Genomic DNA, 17,253 nt, shown 5'->3' on the forward strand with positions numbered 1-17,253 from the left:
GAAAAACACTAGCTTTGTGTGATGCCAAAGCGCCGGTAAACGGTTAAGCCGGCGAATCAAATGCTTGTGTGCCTTCCCGTACATACCGTCCGCATACGCCACTGATACGGTTAGGTATCCGTGGGCCAGGTGTGATGTCCATCCACGGTGCAATCTGCAAGTGCGAGTTCGACATCCGATGCCGGATGCGCGCGACGCCACGACGCGACAGATTGGCTTCGGGGAAATCACGCGACAAGTGCAGCCAGAATAGATCTTAGCGAGACGCTCATGAGACAGGCTTCATTGGTGGAAGCAGGCAGCGACCGGACCGAGCAGGCGGGTTTTGCATCGATTATCGATGCGCTCATCGAATACCGCGTGATGATTATTGTCACGACGGTCTTCATGATGCTGGTCGGCGCGAGCTATGCGTTTTTAAGCCCCTCGGTCTACGAGGCGAGTGTCCTCATCAAGGTTGAGGACTCGACCGGCGCGCCACCCCGAGGGGACGGCAACGACCTGTTGAATAACATCTCCCCGGGCTTCGACGAAAAGTCTTCTGCTGAAGGCGAAATCCAGGTGATCGGCTCAAGGCTGATCATCTCGCGTGCGGTTGACGCGCTGCGTCTTTACGTCGACGCGAAGCCGCATTACCTGCCCGTTATCGGCGCGTGGATCGCACGCCGCGGCGACGGCCTCTCCGAACCCGGGCTGTTGGGAATGGGCGGCTACGTGTGGGGGAGCGAGTCGATCAAGGTCTCCTCGTTCGACGTACCGGATAAATATCTGGGTCAGGCCTACACGCTCAAGGCATTGACGAAGGGGCAGTATTCGTTGAGCGGGCCCGGACTTCCGGAACAGGGCGCGATCGGCACTGCGGGCGGCATCGTGCGCTTCGAGACGACTCGTGGCCCGATCACGCTGCTTGTCAATTCGTTTGAAGGACGCCCCGGCGCCACCTTCGACGTCACGCGCGAATCGCGGCAACTGACCGTCGACCGCCTGCAGAAGAGCGTGAAGATCAAGGAACAGGGCGCGAAGTCGAGCGTGCTGAAGGTCTCGCTTGAAAACACCGATGCCATCCGTGCTACGGCGGCGATCAACGAGATCGGCCACCAGTACGAGCAATGGAATGCGGCACGCAAGGCGGTGATCGCCAAGAACTCGCTCGAATATCTGCAAAGCCAGCTGCCGACCATGGCGCGCCAGGTCAGGGACGCGGAAGACGCGTACAACACCTATCGCAACAGCCACGCGTTGCTCGACATGAACGAAGAAGCGCGCCTGCTGCTGCAGCGCAGCGCCGACGCGACCACGCAGATGATCGATCTGAAGCGCAGGCGCGACACGTTGATGGCGACGTTCTCGGCGAGCTATCCGGCTGTCACGGCGCTCGACAAGCAGATCGCCTCCGCACAGAGCTACCTCTCCGATCTGGGCCGCGAAGTCAAATCGATGCCGACCGAGCAGCAGGGCGCGATGCGTCTCATGCGCGATGTGCGGGTCAACACCGATCTCTATACGTCGCTGCGCAATAACATCGAGCAGTTGCGCGTGATTCAGGCCGGCAAGGCCGGGTCCGCCCAGCTGATCGACACGGCGGACGTGCCGGAGACGCCGGTCAAGCCCGTCAAGTGGCTCGTGATGCTGGTGTCGACCGTGTTCGGGTTGCTGTGCGGTATCGGGCTCGCGATCGCACGCGACTACGTATTCCGCGGCATTACGGATACGAAGGAGATCGAATCACGCGTGGGGCTGAATGTATTCGCGACGATTCCGCTGAGCGAAAAGCAGCAACTCCTCGAACGCAAGATGAAGGAAAAGACGGGTGAAAACCTGCTGCTTGCCTCGCTGTATCCGAAGGATCCGTCCGTCGAGGGGCTGCGCATTCTGCGCTCGGCGTTGCAATTCGCGTTGATCAGCGCGCGCAATAACATCGTGATCCTCGCAGGGCCGCTGCCCGGAATCGGCAAGTCGTTCCTGTCGGCCAACCTGTCAGCGATTCTGGCGGCAGGCGGCAAGCGCGTCCTGCTGATCGACGCCGACTTGCGCAAGGGGCATCTGCATCGCTATGTCGGCCTCGCTCCAGGACCGGGACTCGCCGACGTGCTGGCGGGCACCTGCGAACTCGACACCGCGATTGCAAAGAACGTGCTGCCGCGTCTTGACGTGCTGCAAACCGGCCCGTATCCGGCCGACCCGGCGGAACTGCTGATGTCGCCGGTCTACCGGAACATCGTGTCGACCGTCTCGGCGCGCTACGACATCGTGATGATCGACGCGCCTGCCGTGCTGGTGGTGTCGGACGCCGGGATCATGGCGCCTGTCGCGGGCTCGCTGTTCCTCGTCGCGCGCTTTGCGGACACACGTACCGGAGAACTCGAGGAAGCCGTCAAACGTCTCGCGCAAACCGGTTCGCGAGTCAGCGGTGTACTGCTCAACGGCACCAATATGCACACCGTGGACTACGCGCTCGCGCGCCGTTATGGCAGCAGGGCCTATGTCGCATACGACTACGACGCGCAGCACAAGTAGTCGTCAGCGGCCATCCACACTCGAATGGCGCGGGATCTGAACCCGCGCCCTCAGCATCGGTTGTTCATGGGGAGATTGGGTTATGCGTGAGTCACACGAACTAAGCCTTGCAGTTGTCGGCCTTGGATACGTCGGCCTGCCTTTGGCGGTGGAGTTCAGCAAGCACCGTCCGGTCGTCGGCTTCGACATTAATCGCGCGCGCATCTCAGCGTTGCGCGAAGGGCGCGATACGACGCTCGAAGTCAGCGAGGAAGAACTGACGGCGGCGACGGGGATGAGCTACACGTCGGATATCGAAGATCTCAGGGGTTGCAATGTTTTCATTGCAACGGTGCCGACACCGATCGACCGCTTCAAGCGCCCGGACCTCGGGCCGCTGATTCGCGCGAGTGAAACGATCGGCGCGGTGCTCAAGCCGGGCGACATCGTGATCTACGAGTCGACGGTTTATCCGGGAGCGACCGAGGACGATTGCGTGCCGGTGCTCGAGCGCGTGTCGGGTCTGAAGTACAACGTGGACTTCTTCGCCGGCTACAGCCCTGAGCGGATCAACCCCGGCGACAAGCTGCACCGTGTCACCGACATTCGCAAGATTACGTCGGGTTCGAACCCGGAAATTGCGGAAGTGGTCGATGCGCTTTACTGCGAGATCATCACGGCGGGCACGCACAAGGCGAGCAGCATTCGTGTCGCCGAGGCCGCCAAAGTCATTGAGAACACCCAGCGCGATCTGAACATCGCGCTCGTCAACGAGCTCTCGATTATTTTCAACAAGCTCGGGCTCGACACCGAAGCGGTGCTGCTGGCAGCCGGTACGAAATGGAACTTTCTGCCGTTCCGGCCCGGGCTGGTCGGCGGCCATTGTATCGGCGTCGATCCGTATTACCTGACACACATGGCGCAGTCGATCGGCTATCACCCGGAGATCATTCTCGCCGGGCGGCGTCTGAACGACAGCATGGGTGAGTATGTCGTCTCGCAACTGATCAAGGCCCTGACGCGTTCCGATATCCATATTCCCGGTGCGCGGGTGCTGGTGCTCGGCCTGTCGTTCAAGGAGAACTGCCCGGACCTGCGCAATACGCGCGTCGTCGATATCGTTGCGGGCCTGAAGAGCTATGGCGTGCAGGTGGACATCTACGATCCGTGGGTATCCAAGGAAGAGGCGCATCACGAGTACGGGCTCGATCCGATCGACGAACCGGCCAAGGGCGTGTACGACGCGACCATCGTTGCCGTCGCGCATCGCCAGTTCGCGGAGTTGGGCGCCGAGGGATTGCGCGCGTTCGGCAAAGCTCAGCATGTGCTGTACGACCTGAAATATGTGCTGCCGGCAGAGTCGAGTGATTTACGTCTCTAGCAATCACGGGGCCGACCGGCCATCGACGTTGAAACAAAATCGTCATTGCTAGGGGACTTGGATGTCAAATCGCTATGAACGCTTACGACGTGAGCTAGTCGAGCATCCGCAGACATGGCTCGTGACCGGCGTCGCAGGCTTTATCGGCTCGAATCTGCTCGAGACGTTGCTCAAGCTCGACCAGCGTGTGGTGGGGTTGGACAACTTCGCGACCGGCCACCGCCGCAATCTCGACGAAGTACGCTCGCTCGTCAGCGCCGCGCAATGGCAGCGCTTCCGCTTCATGGAAGGCGATATCCGCAATCTCGCGGATTGCGCGGCCGCGGCGAAGGATGTCGATCACGTGCTGCACGAGGCGGCGCTCGGCTCGGTGCCGCGTTCGGTGCAGAATCCCATCGCGACGCACGAGGTCAATATCAGCGGCTTTCTCAACATGCTGGTAGCGGCGCGCGACGCGCAGGTGAAAAGCTTCACCTACGCGGCCTCGAGCTCGACGTACGGCGACCATCCAGGCCTGCCGAAAGTCGAAGATCGCATCGGGCAACCGTTGTCGCCATATGCAGTGACCAAGTACGCCAACGAGTTGTACGCGTCGGTGTTCGCGCGCAACTACGGCTTGCGGACCGTCGGCCTGCGCTATTTCAACGTGTTCGGCCAGCGTCAGGATCCGGACGGCGCGTATGCGGCCGTCATTCCCCGCTGGACTGCCGCGCTGATCAACGGCGAAGAGGTGGTCATCAATGGCGACGGCGAGACCAGCCGCGATTTCTGTTTCGTCGACAACGCCGTGCAGGCGAATCTGCTTGCCGCCTGTGCCGAAGACGCGAGCCGCGATCAGGTCTACAACGTGGCCGTCGGCGACCGCACGACGCTCAATCAACTGTACGCCTACCTGAAGGCAACGCTCGCGAGCCATGGGCTCGCGTTGCACGCGGATCAACCGGTGTATGGACCGATGCGTGCCGGCGATATCCGGCATTCACAGGCGAATGTCGAGAAAGCCGAGCGGCTGCTCGGCTACGAACAGCGCATCCCGCTTCTGCAGGGGCTTACCGTGGCGATGCCGTGGTATGTGCGCTTTATCGCGGAGCGTGGCCGGTCGGGCGACGCCCCGCACAACCTCGCTACCGGTGTGCGCGCGGCGGGGGGGGTGAGCGCGTGATGCCCCAACTCGGCGCGTGGCGAAGTAAGCTCCCGCAGATTCACCCCGATCATTTGCGTATCGCCCGAGGGGCTATGCGCATCTCGTTTTTCGTGCTCGCCGGGCGCTGCGCAGGTGCATTCAAGGAAATGGCGATCGCCTATCGCTACGGCACGGGCGGGGTCGTCGACGCCTACCAGTTGACGATGGCGCTGGTGAGCTGGCTGCCGGTCGCCTTCGCGACGGTGTTCGGCATCGTGCTGGTGCCGGTCTTCGTCGATCTGCGCCAGCAGTCGATCGACGATCAGGCGCGCTTTCTCGGCGAACTCGAAGCATGGGCGATCGTGGTGGGCGCGACGTTTAGCCTGCTGCTCTATTTGTGCTGGCCGCTCGCGCTGCATCTGATCGCCGGTAACCTGTCGCCCGCCACTCAGGAAATCTGCCACAAGATGATCGTGATGATGGCGCCGATCGGCATCTTCATGCTCGCGTCATGCGGATACGCCTCGCGGCTGCAATCGCGTGAGCGCCATATCAACACGCTGCTCGACGGTCTGCCGGCCTGTCTCGTACTGATCTTCGTATTGTTGGCGAACGACCGTACCTCCATGCTGCCGCTCGTGTTCGGCACGATCGGCGGGATCGTCCTGCAGACGCTCGCGGTGCGGAGGTTCTCGGTCCGCATCGATCCGATCCGTTTCAAGTTCCGGCTGACCCTCAAAGCTCCCCAGTGGCCGCGGGTTTTCCGTGCCGTGCGGGTGCTGATGCTCGGCCAGCTGGTGATGTGCTGCACGCCGGTGCTCGATCAGTTCTTCGTTGCGGGTTTCGGCGACGGCGCAATCGCAACGCTCGGCTACACCAACCGCGTGCTGTCACTGCTGCTCAGCATGGGTGCGCTCGCCATCAGTCAGGCGACGCTGCCGATTCTTTCCGACATCATCGCTAGCGGCGACTCGGTACGCGCCCGGCACACCGCATTGAAGTGGACCATGCTGATGTTTCTGCTCGGCACGGTCTGCGCGGTGGTGTCGTGGCTGCTGGCGCCGCATATCGTCGGGCTGCTGTTTCAGCGTGGCGCGTTCACCGCGCGGGACACCGTGGCTGTTGCGGACCTGTTCCGGTGGGGCCAGTTGCAACTGCCGTTCTATTTTTCGAGCCTCGTGTTGTTGACGCTCTTCGCGAGCGCCGGGCGTTACAAGGAAATGGCCGTCATTGCGCTGGTGAGTTTTATCGTCAAGGTAGTCGCCAACGTGGGCATGACGCACTGGATCGGCGTGCCGGGCATTCTCGCCGGCACGGCACTGATGCACGCAACCACGCTCATCTGCTACGTCTTCTATACCAGTGGACGTTCGGCGGGCAAACCGGCGGCGGACCGCACATGAATATCGTCATGCTGGTGAGCTCGATGGGCAGCGGCGGTGCGGAGCGCGTCGCGTCGACACTCGTCAACGCCTGGGCGAAGCGGGGCGACACGGTGACGCTGGTGATCACGTACAGTGGACGCGGCACCTGTTTCTACCCGCTTGCGGACAACGTCCGTTTGATCTATCTGGCCGATCTCGCCGGCCGGAACCGGCGTGGACTGCGCGGCTACGCGGCACGTTTCGCCGCGTTGCGCGCGTTCATTCGCGGCAGCAGCCCGGACGTGGTCGTGTCCTTTCTGACGAACGTAAACGTGACGGCGATCCTGGCGTCTCGCGGGCTGCATGTGCCGGTGATCGCCTGCGAACACAACGATCCGTCTGCCGATGGGCGCTCGCGTTTCTGGCGGATGGCCTGTCGTCTGGTCTACCCGCATGCGAGCCTCGTCACCCTGTTGACGGACAACGTGGTGGCGCCGTTCAGGCAAATGGTGCCGCGCATGCCGCGGCTCGCCGTGATGCCCAATCCGTTGCCCGACGAACTGTTCGAACAGCCGCGCGTGCACACGCCGGCCAATAGCCGCAAGCGGCTGATTTCGGTTGGCCGGCTGCACGAGCAGAAACAGTATGACGTGCTGATCGCCGCGTTCGCGGCGCTCGCCGATGCGTTTCGCGATTGGGATCTGTGGATCTGGGGCGACGGGCCAGAGCGCGCGAAGCTGGAGGCACAGATCAAGGACGCGGGTCTCGGCGCGCGCGTCTTCCTGCCCGGCAAGACAGCGTCGCCCTGGACGGAGATGGCAGGCGCGGAGATCTTCGCACTCTCATCGCGCTTCGAGGGCTTGCCGATGGCCTTGATGGAAGCGATGGGACTCGGCGTCGCCGCGATCGCCTTCGATTGCCGCAGCGGCCCGCGCGAGCTGACGCGCGATGGCAGCGACGGCGTTCTGATCCCGCCAGGTGACGTGGAAGCGATGGTGCGGGGCTTGCGCCAGCTCATCGCCGACGACGCCTTGCGCGCCGAACTCGGCCGCAAGGCGGCACATTCCATCCGCGAACGCTATTCAGTGCAGGCGGTGCTCACCCTTTGGGACGCGCTGTTCGCACGAGTCGGAGCAAGCGCGGCGCCGCCCGCCACACGGCGTCCCGGCGCGGCCATGCGATCGAAGCTGGAGCTGCGCGAACCGGTGGTTGAAAACAGCCGGCGCGTCAACGAGGAGCCAACATGAGCAAGGTCATTCTGTTCGCCAATACCGACTGGTATCTGTACAACTTCCGGCTGTCGCTCGCGCGCGAACTGCGTGAACTCGGGCACGAAGTCGTTCTGCTGTCGCCGCCGGGAGAGTACGGGCCGCTGCTGCGCGAGCTGGGCTTTCGATGGGAACCCTTGCCGATGGTGCGGCGCAGTCTCAATCCTTTGCGTGAGTTGACGCTGGTGATGTGGCTGGCGGGTTTTCTGCGGCGCGAGCGGCCCGATCTCGTACATGGGTTCACGATCAAGTGCGCGGTTTACGGCTCGTTGTCGGCGCGGCTGGCCGGTGTCGCCGCGCGCGTCAGCGCGGTGGCGGGCATGGGTTACGTCTTCAGCAGCCGCGATCTGAAGGCCATGCTGTTGCGGCCGGTGGTGCGTCTGGTGATGCGCCTTGCCATGAGCGGTAAAGGCAGCATGGTGATTCTGCAGAATCCCGACGATCTCGCGCTATTTCGCAAAGCGAATATCGTCGACGAATACGCGATACGTGTGATCAAGGGCTCGGGCGTGAATGTGAGCCGCTTCAGTGCGAGGCCGGAAGCGACCGGGCAGGAGAACGCGCAGCCGTTGCGGGTGGTCCTCGCCGGCAGAATGCTGTGGGACAAGGGCATTGCGGAATACGTGGAAGCCGCGCGCATCCTGAAGGGCGAAGGCCGCACCGTGCGCTGTATTCTCGCGGGAACACCGGACCCGGGCAATCCGGCTGCCGTCGACGAGGCGCTGATTCATGGCTGGATCAAGGAAGGTCTTGTCGAATGGCTCGGACATGTGAGCGACATGCCGAAGCTTTTCGCGCAAACGGATGTGGCTGTGCTGCCGAGTTACCGCGAAGGCTTGCCCAAATCGATGATTGAAGCAGCCGCCTGCGCGTTGCCGCTGATCATCACGGATGCACCGGGATGCCGCGAAGTGGTGAGCATCCATGGCGTCGAGGGGCTGATCGTGCCGGTTCGCGACGGCCGCGCACTCGCCGACGCAATCCGCCTGCTCGATGACGACCGCGCGCTCTGCCGCACGCTTGGGCTGGCCGCACGGCAAAAGGCGCTGCGCGAATTCGACGAACGCATCGTGATCGAACGCACCCTCGCGGTTTATCGCGAAGTGCTGACGCCCGCATTGGAACCCAGTTCTACACAACGGGAAATCGCTCCGTGAAGATCGTTCACATCATTACGGATCTGGCCTTCGGCGGTGCAGAGATGCTGCTGGTAGGCCTGATCCGAACCTCACAGCGCGACGGCCTGGAGCATGTCGTCATTTCACTGTCGGCGGAGGCGCCGCTTGCCGAGCGCCTGGTCTCGCTGGGCGTGCAGGTACGCATTCTCGGCATGGGACGCAGCGCGCCGAGCGCGCGGCTTTTCCGGCAACTGGTTCAATGGCTGGACGAGCTCGAACCCGACGTCGTGCAGACATGGATGTATCACGCCGACCTGCTGGGCGGCACCGCGACTTACGCCGCGCAGGCGCTGCGCCGGCTGCGCGGCGGGCATGCGAAGCGGCCCGCGCTCGTCTGGGGCATTCACCACACCGATCTGCGTTTAACCGGCAGCAGCCAGATTACGCGCTGGGTCGCGAGAGCCTGTGCGCTGATGTCCTCGCGGGTGCCCGACGTGATTGTCTGCTGTGCCGAAGCCGCGAAGTCGTCGCATCGTCTGGGCGGTTACTGCGGCGGACGCATGAAGGTGATTCACAACGGCATCGACCTCAACCGCTACCGTGCCAGTTCGGACGCGCGCGAGAATTTGCGCCGCTCGCTCGGCATCGATGCGTTTGCACCGGTGGTCGGAATCGTCGGCCGGTATCATCCGGTGAAAGACCACGCCACCTTCGCCGCCGCGATGCGAGTCGTACTCGACGCGAGGCCGCAGTGCCGTTTCGTGATGATGGGTCAGGGGCTTGAACCGGGCAACGCCGAGCTGGTGGCACTGCTCGATGCCACGCAGACACGTCACGCATGCCATCTGCTCGGCCCGCAGCCGGAACTGCAGACGCTGCTGGGAGGACTGGACGTATTCTGTCTGTCGTCGAAGAGCGAGGGCTTGCCGATGGTCATCGGCGAGGCGATGGCGTGCGAAGTGCCGTGCGTCGCAACGGATGTTGGCGACACCGCGCTATTGATCGGTTCGACCGGGCGCGTCGTGCCGCCGGAAGATCCAACCGCGCTCGGACGCGCGTTGATTGCGATGCTCAGCCTGCCCCACAGCGAGCGGGCCGCTCTCGGGCAAGCCGCAAGAAGCCGCATCCAGAACCTGTTCTCGATGGAAGCGAGCTGGCGCCGTTATGAAGAGACCTACGTGCAGACTCTGGTGAAACTCGAAAGACCAGCGGCTTGATGGGGCAGCTTGAAGCGTGGTGTTTCCCGCGGCTGGCAGCGGGTTACACCAGTCGACCAACGCAAATCGACCAACGCATCCAGGCGCACGGGAAAGAAATCCGGTGCGCTCATGAATGGTAGTCGCGTACTCCCGGACGATGGGCCACTTCCATCTTGAACCCGGGAGTTCCGCAGTCTCTATTGACGCTTGCTGCTACACCGCGGCCGGCTTCGCCTTCGCCTTCGCAACAATCCCAATACTGAAGCAGAGCCAGCAGGGAAGAAGCGCTAGCGGATGACCCGAGACTGAGACCACGTCGAAGTGCTTGCCGATCTGCCGTGTCAGCGCGGCATAGTCGAAGCCCTTGTGTTCATTGCGTTCGACACGATGCATTCTGCCCAGCGTTGCGTTCACCACCTCGGAGAGCGAATAAGCATGGGCGTCCTTGCTCAGCAGCTTCTTGAGCGTCCATTTGATCAGGAACACGAGTCCCTTTTCGTTCGGCACGGTAATGAAGAAATAGCCGTCAAGATGACGCGAAATTTTTTCAAGGTAGCCATCCACGAGTTCGGGTGGCACGTGTTCGAGCGTTTCCATCGCCACAGCAACATCGAAGCGGTCTTTTCCAGTCAACGCCATGTCTTCGGGAACGCGCGCTTCCTGAAAGGTGTAGTTCTTGCGCATTTTCCATTTCTTCACCGCCATGTCGAGACCGCCTTCCCAGTTGGCGTCGAAGCCGGCATAGCGAACCGGTACAGTAGGAAGGAATTCGATCAGCTTGCCGTCGAAGCATCCGAGTTCAAGAAATGAGCGGGCCGGAGTGCGCAGTTTGCCCACTTCCGAAGAAACCCATTTGAATCGCGCAAGGTGAAAGCGTCCCCGCAGCGATCCTGAGAACAAACGCTCGTTGTAACTGACTCCATCTGACAGGCTTTTCATATGAACCCTCGGTGTTGCGGTTTTCGGGAACGACCTGATTTAGGACACGATCTTGCCGCGTCATCTCGCTCGTGGCATGGGCTGCTCGAATCGGTTGTCTGCGTCATCGTCCTGCACGACGGTACGGCGTGACCACTCCGGTAGTCGCATCATCAATGGAAGCAGGCCGAAATAAAGCACCGGAAATGCGTACGACAGCTTCGAGCTAAGGAGTACGGCAAAGAAAAGCAGGCTGCTGACGTCTTTGCGCATTCTGATGAACATCGCCGCCGGAATGACGAGCCCCGCCAACCCAAAGCGCACGACAAAGTAATGCAGCAGGCCGGCATCGTTCAGGGACGCAACCTGGAAGTCGCCGCCCGGATTGGCCGAGTGATAGAGCGATTCTTCCAGCGTAAAAGGTCCGTAGCCAAACAGAAGATCCCAGCCATTGCGAGTGTGGTAAATGTAATCGAGCAGCGAAAGCCGTATCCCGGAAGACTCGTCCATCTTCATCATGAAGTTGCCGAAGTACGCGCTCAGGAGGGCCGGAGCGGCCAGCACGAAAACACCACAAATGACCGCGCCCCAGATCTGCACGGATTTTTTCTGCATCAGCAGCACGGCGAACATCAGGACGAGACACTGTATGGTCGCGGCCGTCGACTGCGTAATCAGCATGGCGGCGATTGTCAGGAGAAGCGGCCATAGATTTGCCTGACGTCCCCGCGCACGGCAAAGCAGTACATAGCCGATCGCCATTGAGCCTACCGCTGCGCTGAACGTCGAGGGTTCCACGTAGAGGCCGGTGGGGCGAAACGCGAACACGGGATTCAGATTCTCGTAGTTGTGGAACCGCGAAGCTTCGCCCGTTACAGGTTCGACGAAATCGATATACGTGTTCGTGACAACGAGCCAGACCGTCTGCATGAGCAGGATCAGATCGTTGACGACGATCAGCACGGCAAGTACAAAGGTGAATTCGGTCGGGCGCCTGACGATGAGCGCACCGAGGCACATGATGAAACAGGCGATGAGCACCAGGAACAGATAGTTGTTGAACGCGGATTTTTCCAGCTCCGGCGCGCCGTTCGGTGGCGGAAAGAACAGGAAATAGAGGAAAAACACCGTGATGACAATGAGCGCTGCCACCACCCGCAGCATGTTGGAGCGTTTGAGCAACTCCCTGCGTATATCAGGCAGGCATAGACAGTACGCGCAAAGCAACACGATCCCGGCCATCTGCACATAGGCGCCATGACTCACCAATGAGGAGAGCAACAGCGCAACCAACAGAAAGCTCAAGCGGAGAAATGATGTCATGGACAGTCGGGCTTTCGCATGCCGGCCTCAAGAATTACAGGGGTGCCAGTTCGCGCTTACGCACCACCAGACCTCACGGCCGGCGCGCGTCGCGTCGAGCTTCGAAGCGCGCGTCTTGTCTTTATCTCGCGCGGTGCAACAAAACCCACGCTGAAGCTTCCTGCATGTCGCGCTAATCCACTGTTCGCGATCGCACACATATAGGGTATTGCCGCTACGGCCGCCTACCGGGCGCAGCATGGCTGTCCATGCGCCGTACGAACGCGGGGGGAGGGGGGCGCTGCGAAGGGCGAAAGAGGGCGCGCGATCCGTACTTAATTAGTAGGAGCGGCGGACGTCAGAAAAAAATGGGGAGGGGCGATGGAAGATAAACAGAACAACCTGATGCGCGCAGCGCTACAGCGCGGCACGCCATTGCTCAATGCCGACGATTGGGCTTTTCGCCTGTGAAGGCTTCTTCGCGGGCGATATGCCGGTTGGAACCATGCCTCGTGGCCGGCATGCGGCCGGGCCTGTGGCTACGCTTTGCCCGCGGGCGCAGGAAGAGCACGTCCAGCACGGCTAACAGTGACAACGCCAGCACGCCCAGAAAAACCACCGTGCCGACGACATTAAGCAAGTTCATATGCGGTTCCCTCAAATGGAAACACTACCTGTGACTGCCTGATTCGCATTCGGCCCCGAGCCCGTCATGCAGCGCGCAACGTGTGCGCACGGAATCAGACATATAAAGTCATGGTAGCACGCCTTATGTGGGGTATCGCGCACAAGTGGCTAGAAGAGCCCTTGCTTTCCGGCAGTGGAAAGGGTTTGTCGAAGCTCAGTTGCGTGCCACGATCAGCGCGACAGCCAACCGTGAACTAGCAGCCGTCATGCCCGACTGGCGCCGCGTGGCGGGCGCAGCCGGGCATCTGGCGTGGCAGAACAGTGCGACCGTTCGATTAACGGGTCGTGATGTTCGTCACTTCAACCTGCGGGCCGGTCATGTCCCATGCGGACAGACGGTAACCCGCCTTCGACTTCACGAAGGTCGGCGATGCGCTCGAGATGAGGCCGGAGACGGTATGGCCGTTCAGTTTCAAACCGCTCACGTAGAAGCCCGCATCGTTCGCGGCATTGTCGGTGTGGTTCGAAATGGCGATCTGCACGCTCTTCGCAACCGAACCCGGCAGGTTCGCCGCGTAGATGTTGATACCGAAGTGACAGTTCGTGCTCGTCGGACTCACGATCTTGATGTTCTGCAGAACGTCAGCGTTCGAATTCGGCTCGATATCGAGGCCTGCCGACGGCATCGTGCCCGAGCAGTTCTGCCACACCGGGCTCGTGAACGTGATGCCGTTGCCGCTGATGATGGTCGCGCCATTACGACGGACGCCATTCGAGAGGTGGTTCGCCACGTTGACGTTGCTCGTCACCGTCGCCGACGAGTGATACGAATTCGCGATGTAGATGCCGTCGCCCCACGTGTTGATCGTGGTCGGCGAAGTCAGCGTCACGTTCGACGCGCCGCAGATCGAGATGCCCATGCCGCCGCCGCCGCTGTTCGCGTTAGGCGTAGCCGAATTCAGTTCCTTGCTGCCGTCGATGTACGCGTTCTGGACCGTCACATTCTGCACGTCCCAAATCCGCATGACTTGATAGAACGTCGAATTGTGGGCCAGCAGCTTGATCGAGGCACCCGGCGCAAAGCGGATGTAGCTGTTGGTCACCAGAGCAACACCGGTCACGTCGATGCGGACCTGGCCGCTGATCAGCAGAATCTTGCCGACCGAGCCGTTGATCGCATTTTGCAGCGCGACGCGATCGTTGGTTTTGCCGTCAGCCTTCACGCCGAAGCTGGATGCGTTGACGATGGTAGTCGGGGTGGCCGCCGCGTTGGCTTCAGCGTTGGCGACCGCGCCAGGGGTGCCGACGCCGTCACTGCCGCCGCCGCAGCCGGCGAGCAGAGCCGAACCGGCCGTCATGGCGAGTCCCGTCAGGAAGGTGCGACGGGTGGCGATTTGATTGAGAGAAAGGTCGGAGTCGGTGTATCGCTTGATCAAAGAGGTCATTTATCTAAGCCCGCAGAGCGGGGCAGCTAGGCGAACAACGGTTCGCGGGATAAAAGCGGTCGATCGCGCGATGCGCAGATCGATACGAAGTCCACAGAAATCGCGGACGAGCAATAGCCTTGCGCAGAGCGCAATGTCCGTATTCAAGTACACGGGAACCGGACGGCCGGTGGCCTACAGATTGGTTGCGGCCCGATGAACGCCAGGGGGCGAACGATGAGCGCGAGAGGGGGACAGAAGGTTTTACCGATTTGACGTTTTGCGAATGATATCGGCCTGACGAAATGACTCAAGTGCGAATCGATGTCATTTCGTAACCAAGCGTAACCACCAGAATTGAGGTAGCACCTGGCCGTTTAGGGTCGCACCACGCGTGATTCCCCAGTGGTTAGGGAATCTGCGTATTTTTCATACGAAATTTCAAGGCCGTTTAAAGCGTTGAAAAAAAATTTCGATTTGGACGATTTTCACCGGATTCCATACGCCCAGTAGGGATACTAAACGTCTGATTAATCGGGGTAAACGCGATCGAATCTGGTGACTGTAAACAGTGATAAATCGTATGAATTGCGTCGCGCGGTCAAATTTTCGTCTTTTTTGATGGACCGCGGACGAACCTGTCAGGGCGACGACTTTTCCATAGTCGGCGTCTTCCATCCGTATTCCCGGATCGCGCGTTCGAGCGCGTTGGGGTCCCGTGCGTCGGGGAACGCAGGATTCGAAGTCGGCTGTTGCGGTGAAATACGCCCGCTTGCCTGAGTGGCGGGCGTGTCTTGAGGGGCTTTTTGAATGGTCCCGGTCGTCATGGTGGTGGGCTCTGCTTCCGCGGGTGCCCGCGCGACCGGGTTGTCAGGCACTTGTGGCGGAGGCGCTGGAGGCGCTTCGTCCGTGAGGGCCTGATCGTCGATTGCTGGCGGCGCCTGAGCTGGCACTAGCGCTGGAGCGGGAGCGGGAGCGGAAGTACTTGTAGTGTCACCGAGTTGGGCATCGATTTCGCGCAACGCCTTGGGATTCATGTAGGAGACGTCTGCGCCCGCATCGGTATTCGCGCCTGGTTCGGCACGGCTCACCGGCGTCAATTCCTCGGATGAATCGACGCTTCTGTGGGGCATGCTGTAAAGCAGATAGGTGAGACCGCATGCCATCCCAGCGACCACGCATGCAACCAGAATGGTCGTTTTGACGCTCAGGGTCCGCTTCAGCAGCGGGACCGGTGCAGGCGGTTGCCGGAAATAGCGTCCGTCTTCGTCGGGCGCCGCGGCATCCGGCGCGTGGCGCACAGGCCATGGCCCTTCAACCACGGTGAGTGGCGCCGGCTCGTGATCGATCTCGCCATCGTGCGCCGCATCAGGCGCAATGGCACGAAATGCGCCGCACTGACTGCAACTGCGTTCGTCGCGCTGCATCCGGTTGCCGCAGCGCTGACATTCGACAGAAAACATCGCAGCCGGAAACGAGAGATGCTTGCTCATACCCGGAACCTCGAATAGCGAACCCCGCCTTTACCTTCTATCCACGCACGTTCGTATCAGCGTCGCAAATCAGAACTCACACATTGCGAACCTGATCACCGTGTCATATCAGCCTCTCGCGTGAGTTTCCCCTGTTCGCTGGGCCCCGTCATCTTCTCGTGATCCCGCAGGCTTGCGTGTCAGCTTGCCATGTATTCGTGTTCGCAATGCATGAATTTTTTCACCGAGCGTCGATTGCCCAAACTCATGGGCATCCTTGCTGACAAACTCCTTCGCCCGAAGCGCAATACGGCCCCACGTGGTGATCGCGATCTGCGCGCTGGCCACAGGTATCGTGTTATTGCGACTCCAATAGGGCTTGAAACTTTCCGAGCCGACGCCGAAGTCGAAATCGAGGTGATGGTCGAAGGCCCACTTCACCATGTGTTCGACAACGAGTTGCCCAGGGCTGTACTTCGCATAGCGTTCATCGAAGCCGGTGATCAAGCCTTTGATCGACGATTTGCCGATGCCGACAATCGTGGTGGCGAGCGGTGCGTCGTTGAGCGTAATCAGATAGAGGCGCGCCGCCGGCTCGTCGGTCTGTCGATTGAGTAGCGAGACAAGAAAATTTCGGTAGCTCGACGAATAGAGCCACGCGCCCTGTTTGTCGACACGCGACGCCCATTCGCGCTTGCGGGAAAGGGTCCAGTCGACGAGCGCGGTGTTTTCTTCCGCGTCGGCCGGTGTAAGGAGACGCGCTTTTAGCGTGCCCTGTTTCGCCAGGCGCCTTTCCAGCGCACCGGGCTTCTTGCCGGACAGCGTGCCCAGCGCGCTGCAGAACGACGGCCAGTCAGTTTCGGCGCTGAGCAGTGCGATCGACGCGCTGCGCCGCTCCCCGAACCGGCGATGCCGTTCACTCAACGCAAAGCGGTAAAGGTCGGATTGCTCATGGAAATAGGGCATCCGTATCGCGTCGGCCCCGCAATGCCGGCACGCCGTCTCCCATGCGCGCTTTGCCAGCCCCGCGGGGTCGGCGCCCGGGTCGATCAGAATGCTCGTGTAGTCAGCCGCTTCGGGCCCCAGCAGACGCAGCACTCGCCACGCCGCGTGTCTGGACACGGCGAGCGGCCACACCATCACCAGGCGGCCATCCTTGCGGCCGACGATGCAGCGCAACTTGCTGCCGCGTGGCTGCGCGATATCCACCCAGCTCTGCCAGCACACTGCGAACGATTCGTGATACTGGCCGTTCGCTCTGGACCACAACTCTTCCCATTCCTTACCCAAGGCTCTAAAGCGCTGCGTGTCAGTGATAATCTCGACACGCGAATCTGCGTTGCGCATCCCGGTCTCCACTTCAAAACGCTGTTTTGGCGTGCGGCCTCTTGCGAATGCATCCGTCTTGTCTTGCAAGCGGCCAGAACTATCTATGTGAACTGCTGATTCCCGTCTAGTCAGCATCGTTAAGAATATGGATCGTCTCGTAGGTAAGCAACGTAAACTTCCTGCAACTATCAGCGCACAACGTTTGCATTGGGGCTAACCCGGGTCGTGAGAA

13 protein-coding genes are annotated in these 17,253 nt (G+C 61.1%); 7 read left to right on the plus strand and 6 right to left on the minus strand.

The window, feature by feature from the left end; all coding sequences use genetic code 11:
* Positions 1-270: 270 nt before the first annotated feature.
* The 7 genes from PQR27_RS25050 to PQR27_RS25080 all read left to right on the plus strand — a co-directional run bounded on the left by PQR27_RS25050 (position 271) and on the right by PQR27_RS25080 (position 9,967).
* Positions 271-2,517 carry a succinoglycan biosynthesis protein ExoP gene (locus PQR27_RS25050; RefSeq protein WP_408526321.1) on the plus strand — a complete coding sequence of 749 codons (2,247 nt, stop codon included), beginning with the start codon at positions 271-273 and terminating at the stop codon, positions 2,515-2,517.
* Between the two features lie 82 nt (positions 2,518-2,599).
* Positions 2,600-3,877: a Vi polysaccharide biosynthesis UDP-N-acetylglucosamine C-6 dehydrogenase TviB gene (gene tviB / locus PQR27_RS25055; RefSeq protein ID WP_408526323.1), complete on the plus strand. Its 1,278-nt coding sequence runs from the start codon at positions 2,600-2,602 to the stop codon at positions 3,875-3,877.
* Positions 3,878-3,938: 61 nt separating this feature from the next.
* A complete protein-coding gene (locus PQR27_RS25060; protein ID WP_408526324.1) occupies positions 3,939-5,039 on the plus strand; it encodes an SDR family oxidoreductase in 1,101 nt (366 codons plus the stop codon).
* 74 nt (positions 5,040-5,113) lie between these two features.
* Complete coding sequence (murJ, locus tag PQR27_RS25065) at positions 5,114-6,403, plus strand: murein biosynthesis integral membrane protein MurJ (RefSeq protein WP_408526325.1); 1,290 nt, start codon at positions 5,114-5,116, stop codon at positions 6,401-6,403.
* The gene (locus PQR27_RS25070) at positions 6,400-7,611 is read left to right on the plus strand and encodes a glycosyltransferase family 4 protein (RefSeq protein ID WP_408526326.1); all 1,212 of its coding nucleotides are present in this window, start codon (positions 6,400-6,402) and stop codon (positions 7,609-7,611) included. Before murJ ends, PQR27_RS25070 begins: the two co-directional genes overlap by 4 nt.
* On the plus strand, positions 7,608-8,789 hold the full coding sequence (locus PQR27_RS25075; protein ID WP_408526327.1) for a glycosyltransferase family 4 protein: 1,182 nt from the start codon (positions 7,608-7,610) through the stop codon (positions 8,787-8,789). Before PQR27_RS25070 ends, PQR27_RS25075 begins: the two co-directional genes overlap by 4 nt.
* A complete protein-coding gene (locus tag PQR27_RS25080) occupies positions 8,786-9,967 on the plus strand; it encodes a glycosyltransferase (protein ID WP_408526328.1) in 1,182 nt (393 codons plus the stop codon). Before PQR27_RS25075 ends, PQR27_RS25080 begins: the two co-directional genes overlap by 4 nt.
* Positions 9,968-10,162: 195 nt before the next feature.
* On the opposite strand, the gene PQR27_RS25085 is transcribed toward PQR27_RS25080, so the two are convergent.
* From PQR27_RS25085 to PQR27_RS25110, 6 genes are all read right to left on the minus strand, one after another.
* Entirely contained in the window at positions 10,163-10,888 is a 726-nt protein-coding gene (locus PQR27_RS25085; RefSeq protein ID WP_408526329.1) for a class I SAM-dependent methyltransferase, read from the minus strand.
* A gap of 60 nt (positions 10,889-10,948) precedes the next feature.
* On the minus strand, positions 10,949-12,190 hold the full coding sequence (locus PQR27_RS25090) for a hypothetical protein (protein ID WP_408526330.1): 1,242 nt from the start codon (positions 12,188-12,190) through the stop codon (positions 10,949-10,951).
* A 418-nt stretch (positions 12,191-12,608) separates the two neighbouring features.
* The gene (locus tag PQR27_RS25095) at positions 12,609-12,815 is read right to left on the minus strand and encodes a hypothetical protein (protein WP_408526331.1); all 207 of its coding nucleotides are present in this window, start codon (positions 12,813-12,815) and stop codon (positions 12,609-12,611) included.
* A 316-nt stretch (positions 12,816-13,131) separates the two neighbouring features.
* On the minus strand, positions 13,132-14,241 hold the full coding sequence (locus tag PQR27_RS25100) for a hypothetical protein (protein WP_408526332.1): 1,110 nt from the start codon (positions 14,239-14,241) through the stop codon (positions 13,132-13,134).
* Between the two features lie 620 nt (positions 14,242-14,861).
* Entirely contained in the window at positions 14,862-15,713 is an 852-nt protein-coding gene (locus PQR27_RS25105; protein WP_408526333.1) for a hypothetical protein, read from the minus strand.
* Between the two features lie 108 nt (positions 15,714-15,821).
* Positions 15,822-17,039: a GNAT family N-acetyltransferase gene (locus PQR27_RS25110; RefSeq protein WP_408526334.1), complete on the minus strand. Its 1,218-nt coding sequence runs from the start codon at positions 17,037-17,039 to the stop codon at positions 15,822-15,824.
* Positions 17,040-17,253: the final 214 nt, after the last annotated feature.

This window comes from Paraburkholderia fungorum (assembly GCF_046027215.1).
In the GTDB taxonomy this organism is placed as follows: domain Bacteria; phylum Pseudomonadota; class Gammaproteobacteria; order Burkholderiales; family Burkholderiaceae; genus Paraburkholderia; species Paraburkholderia fungorum_D.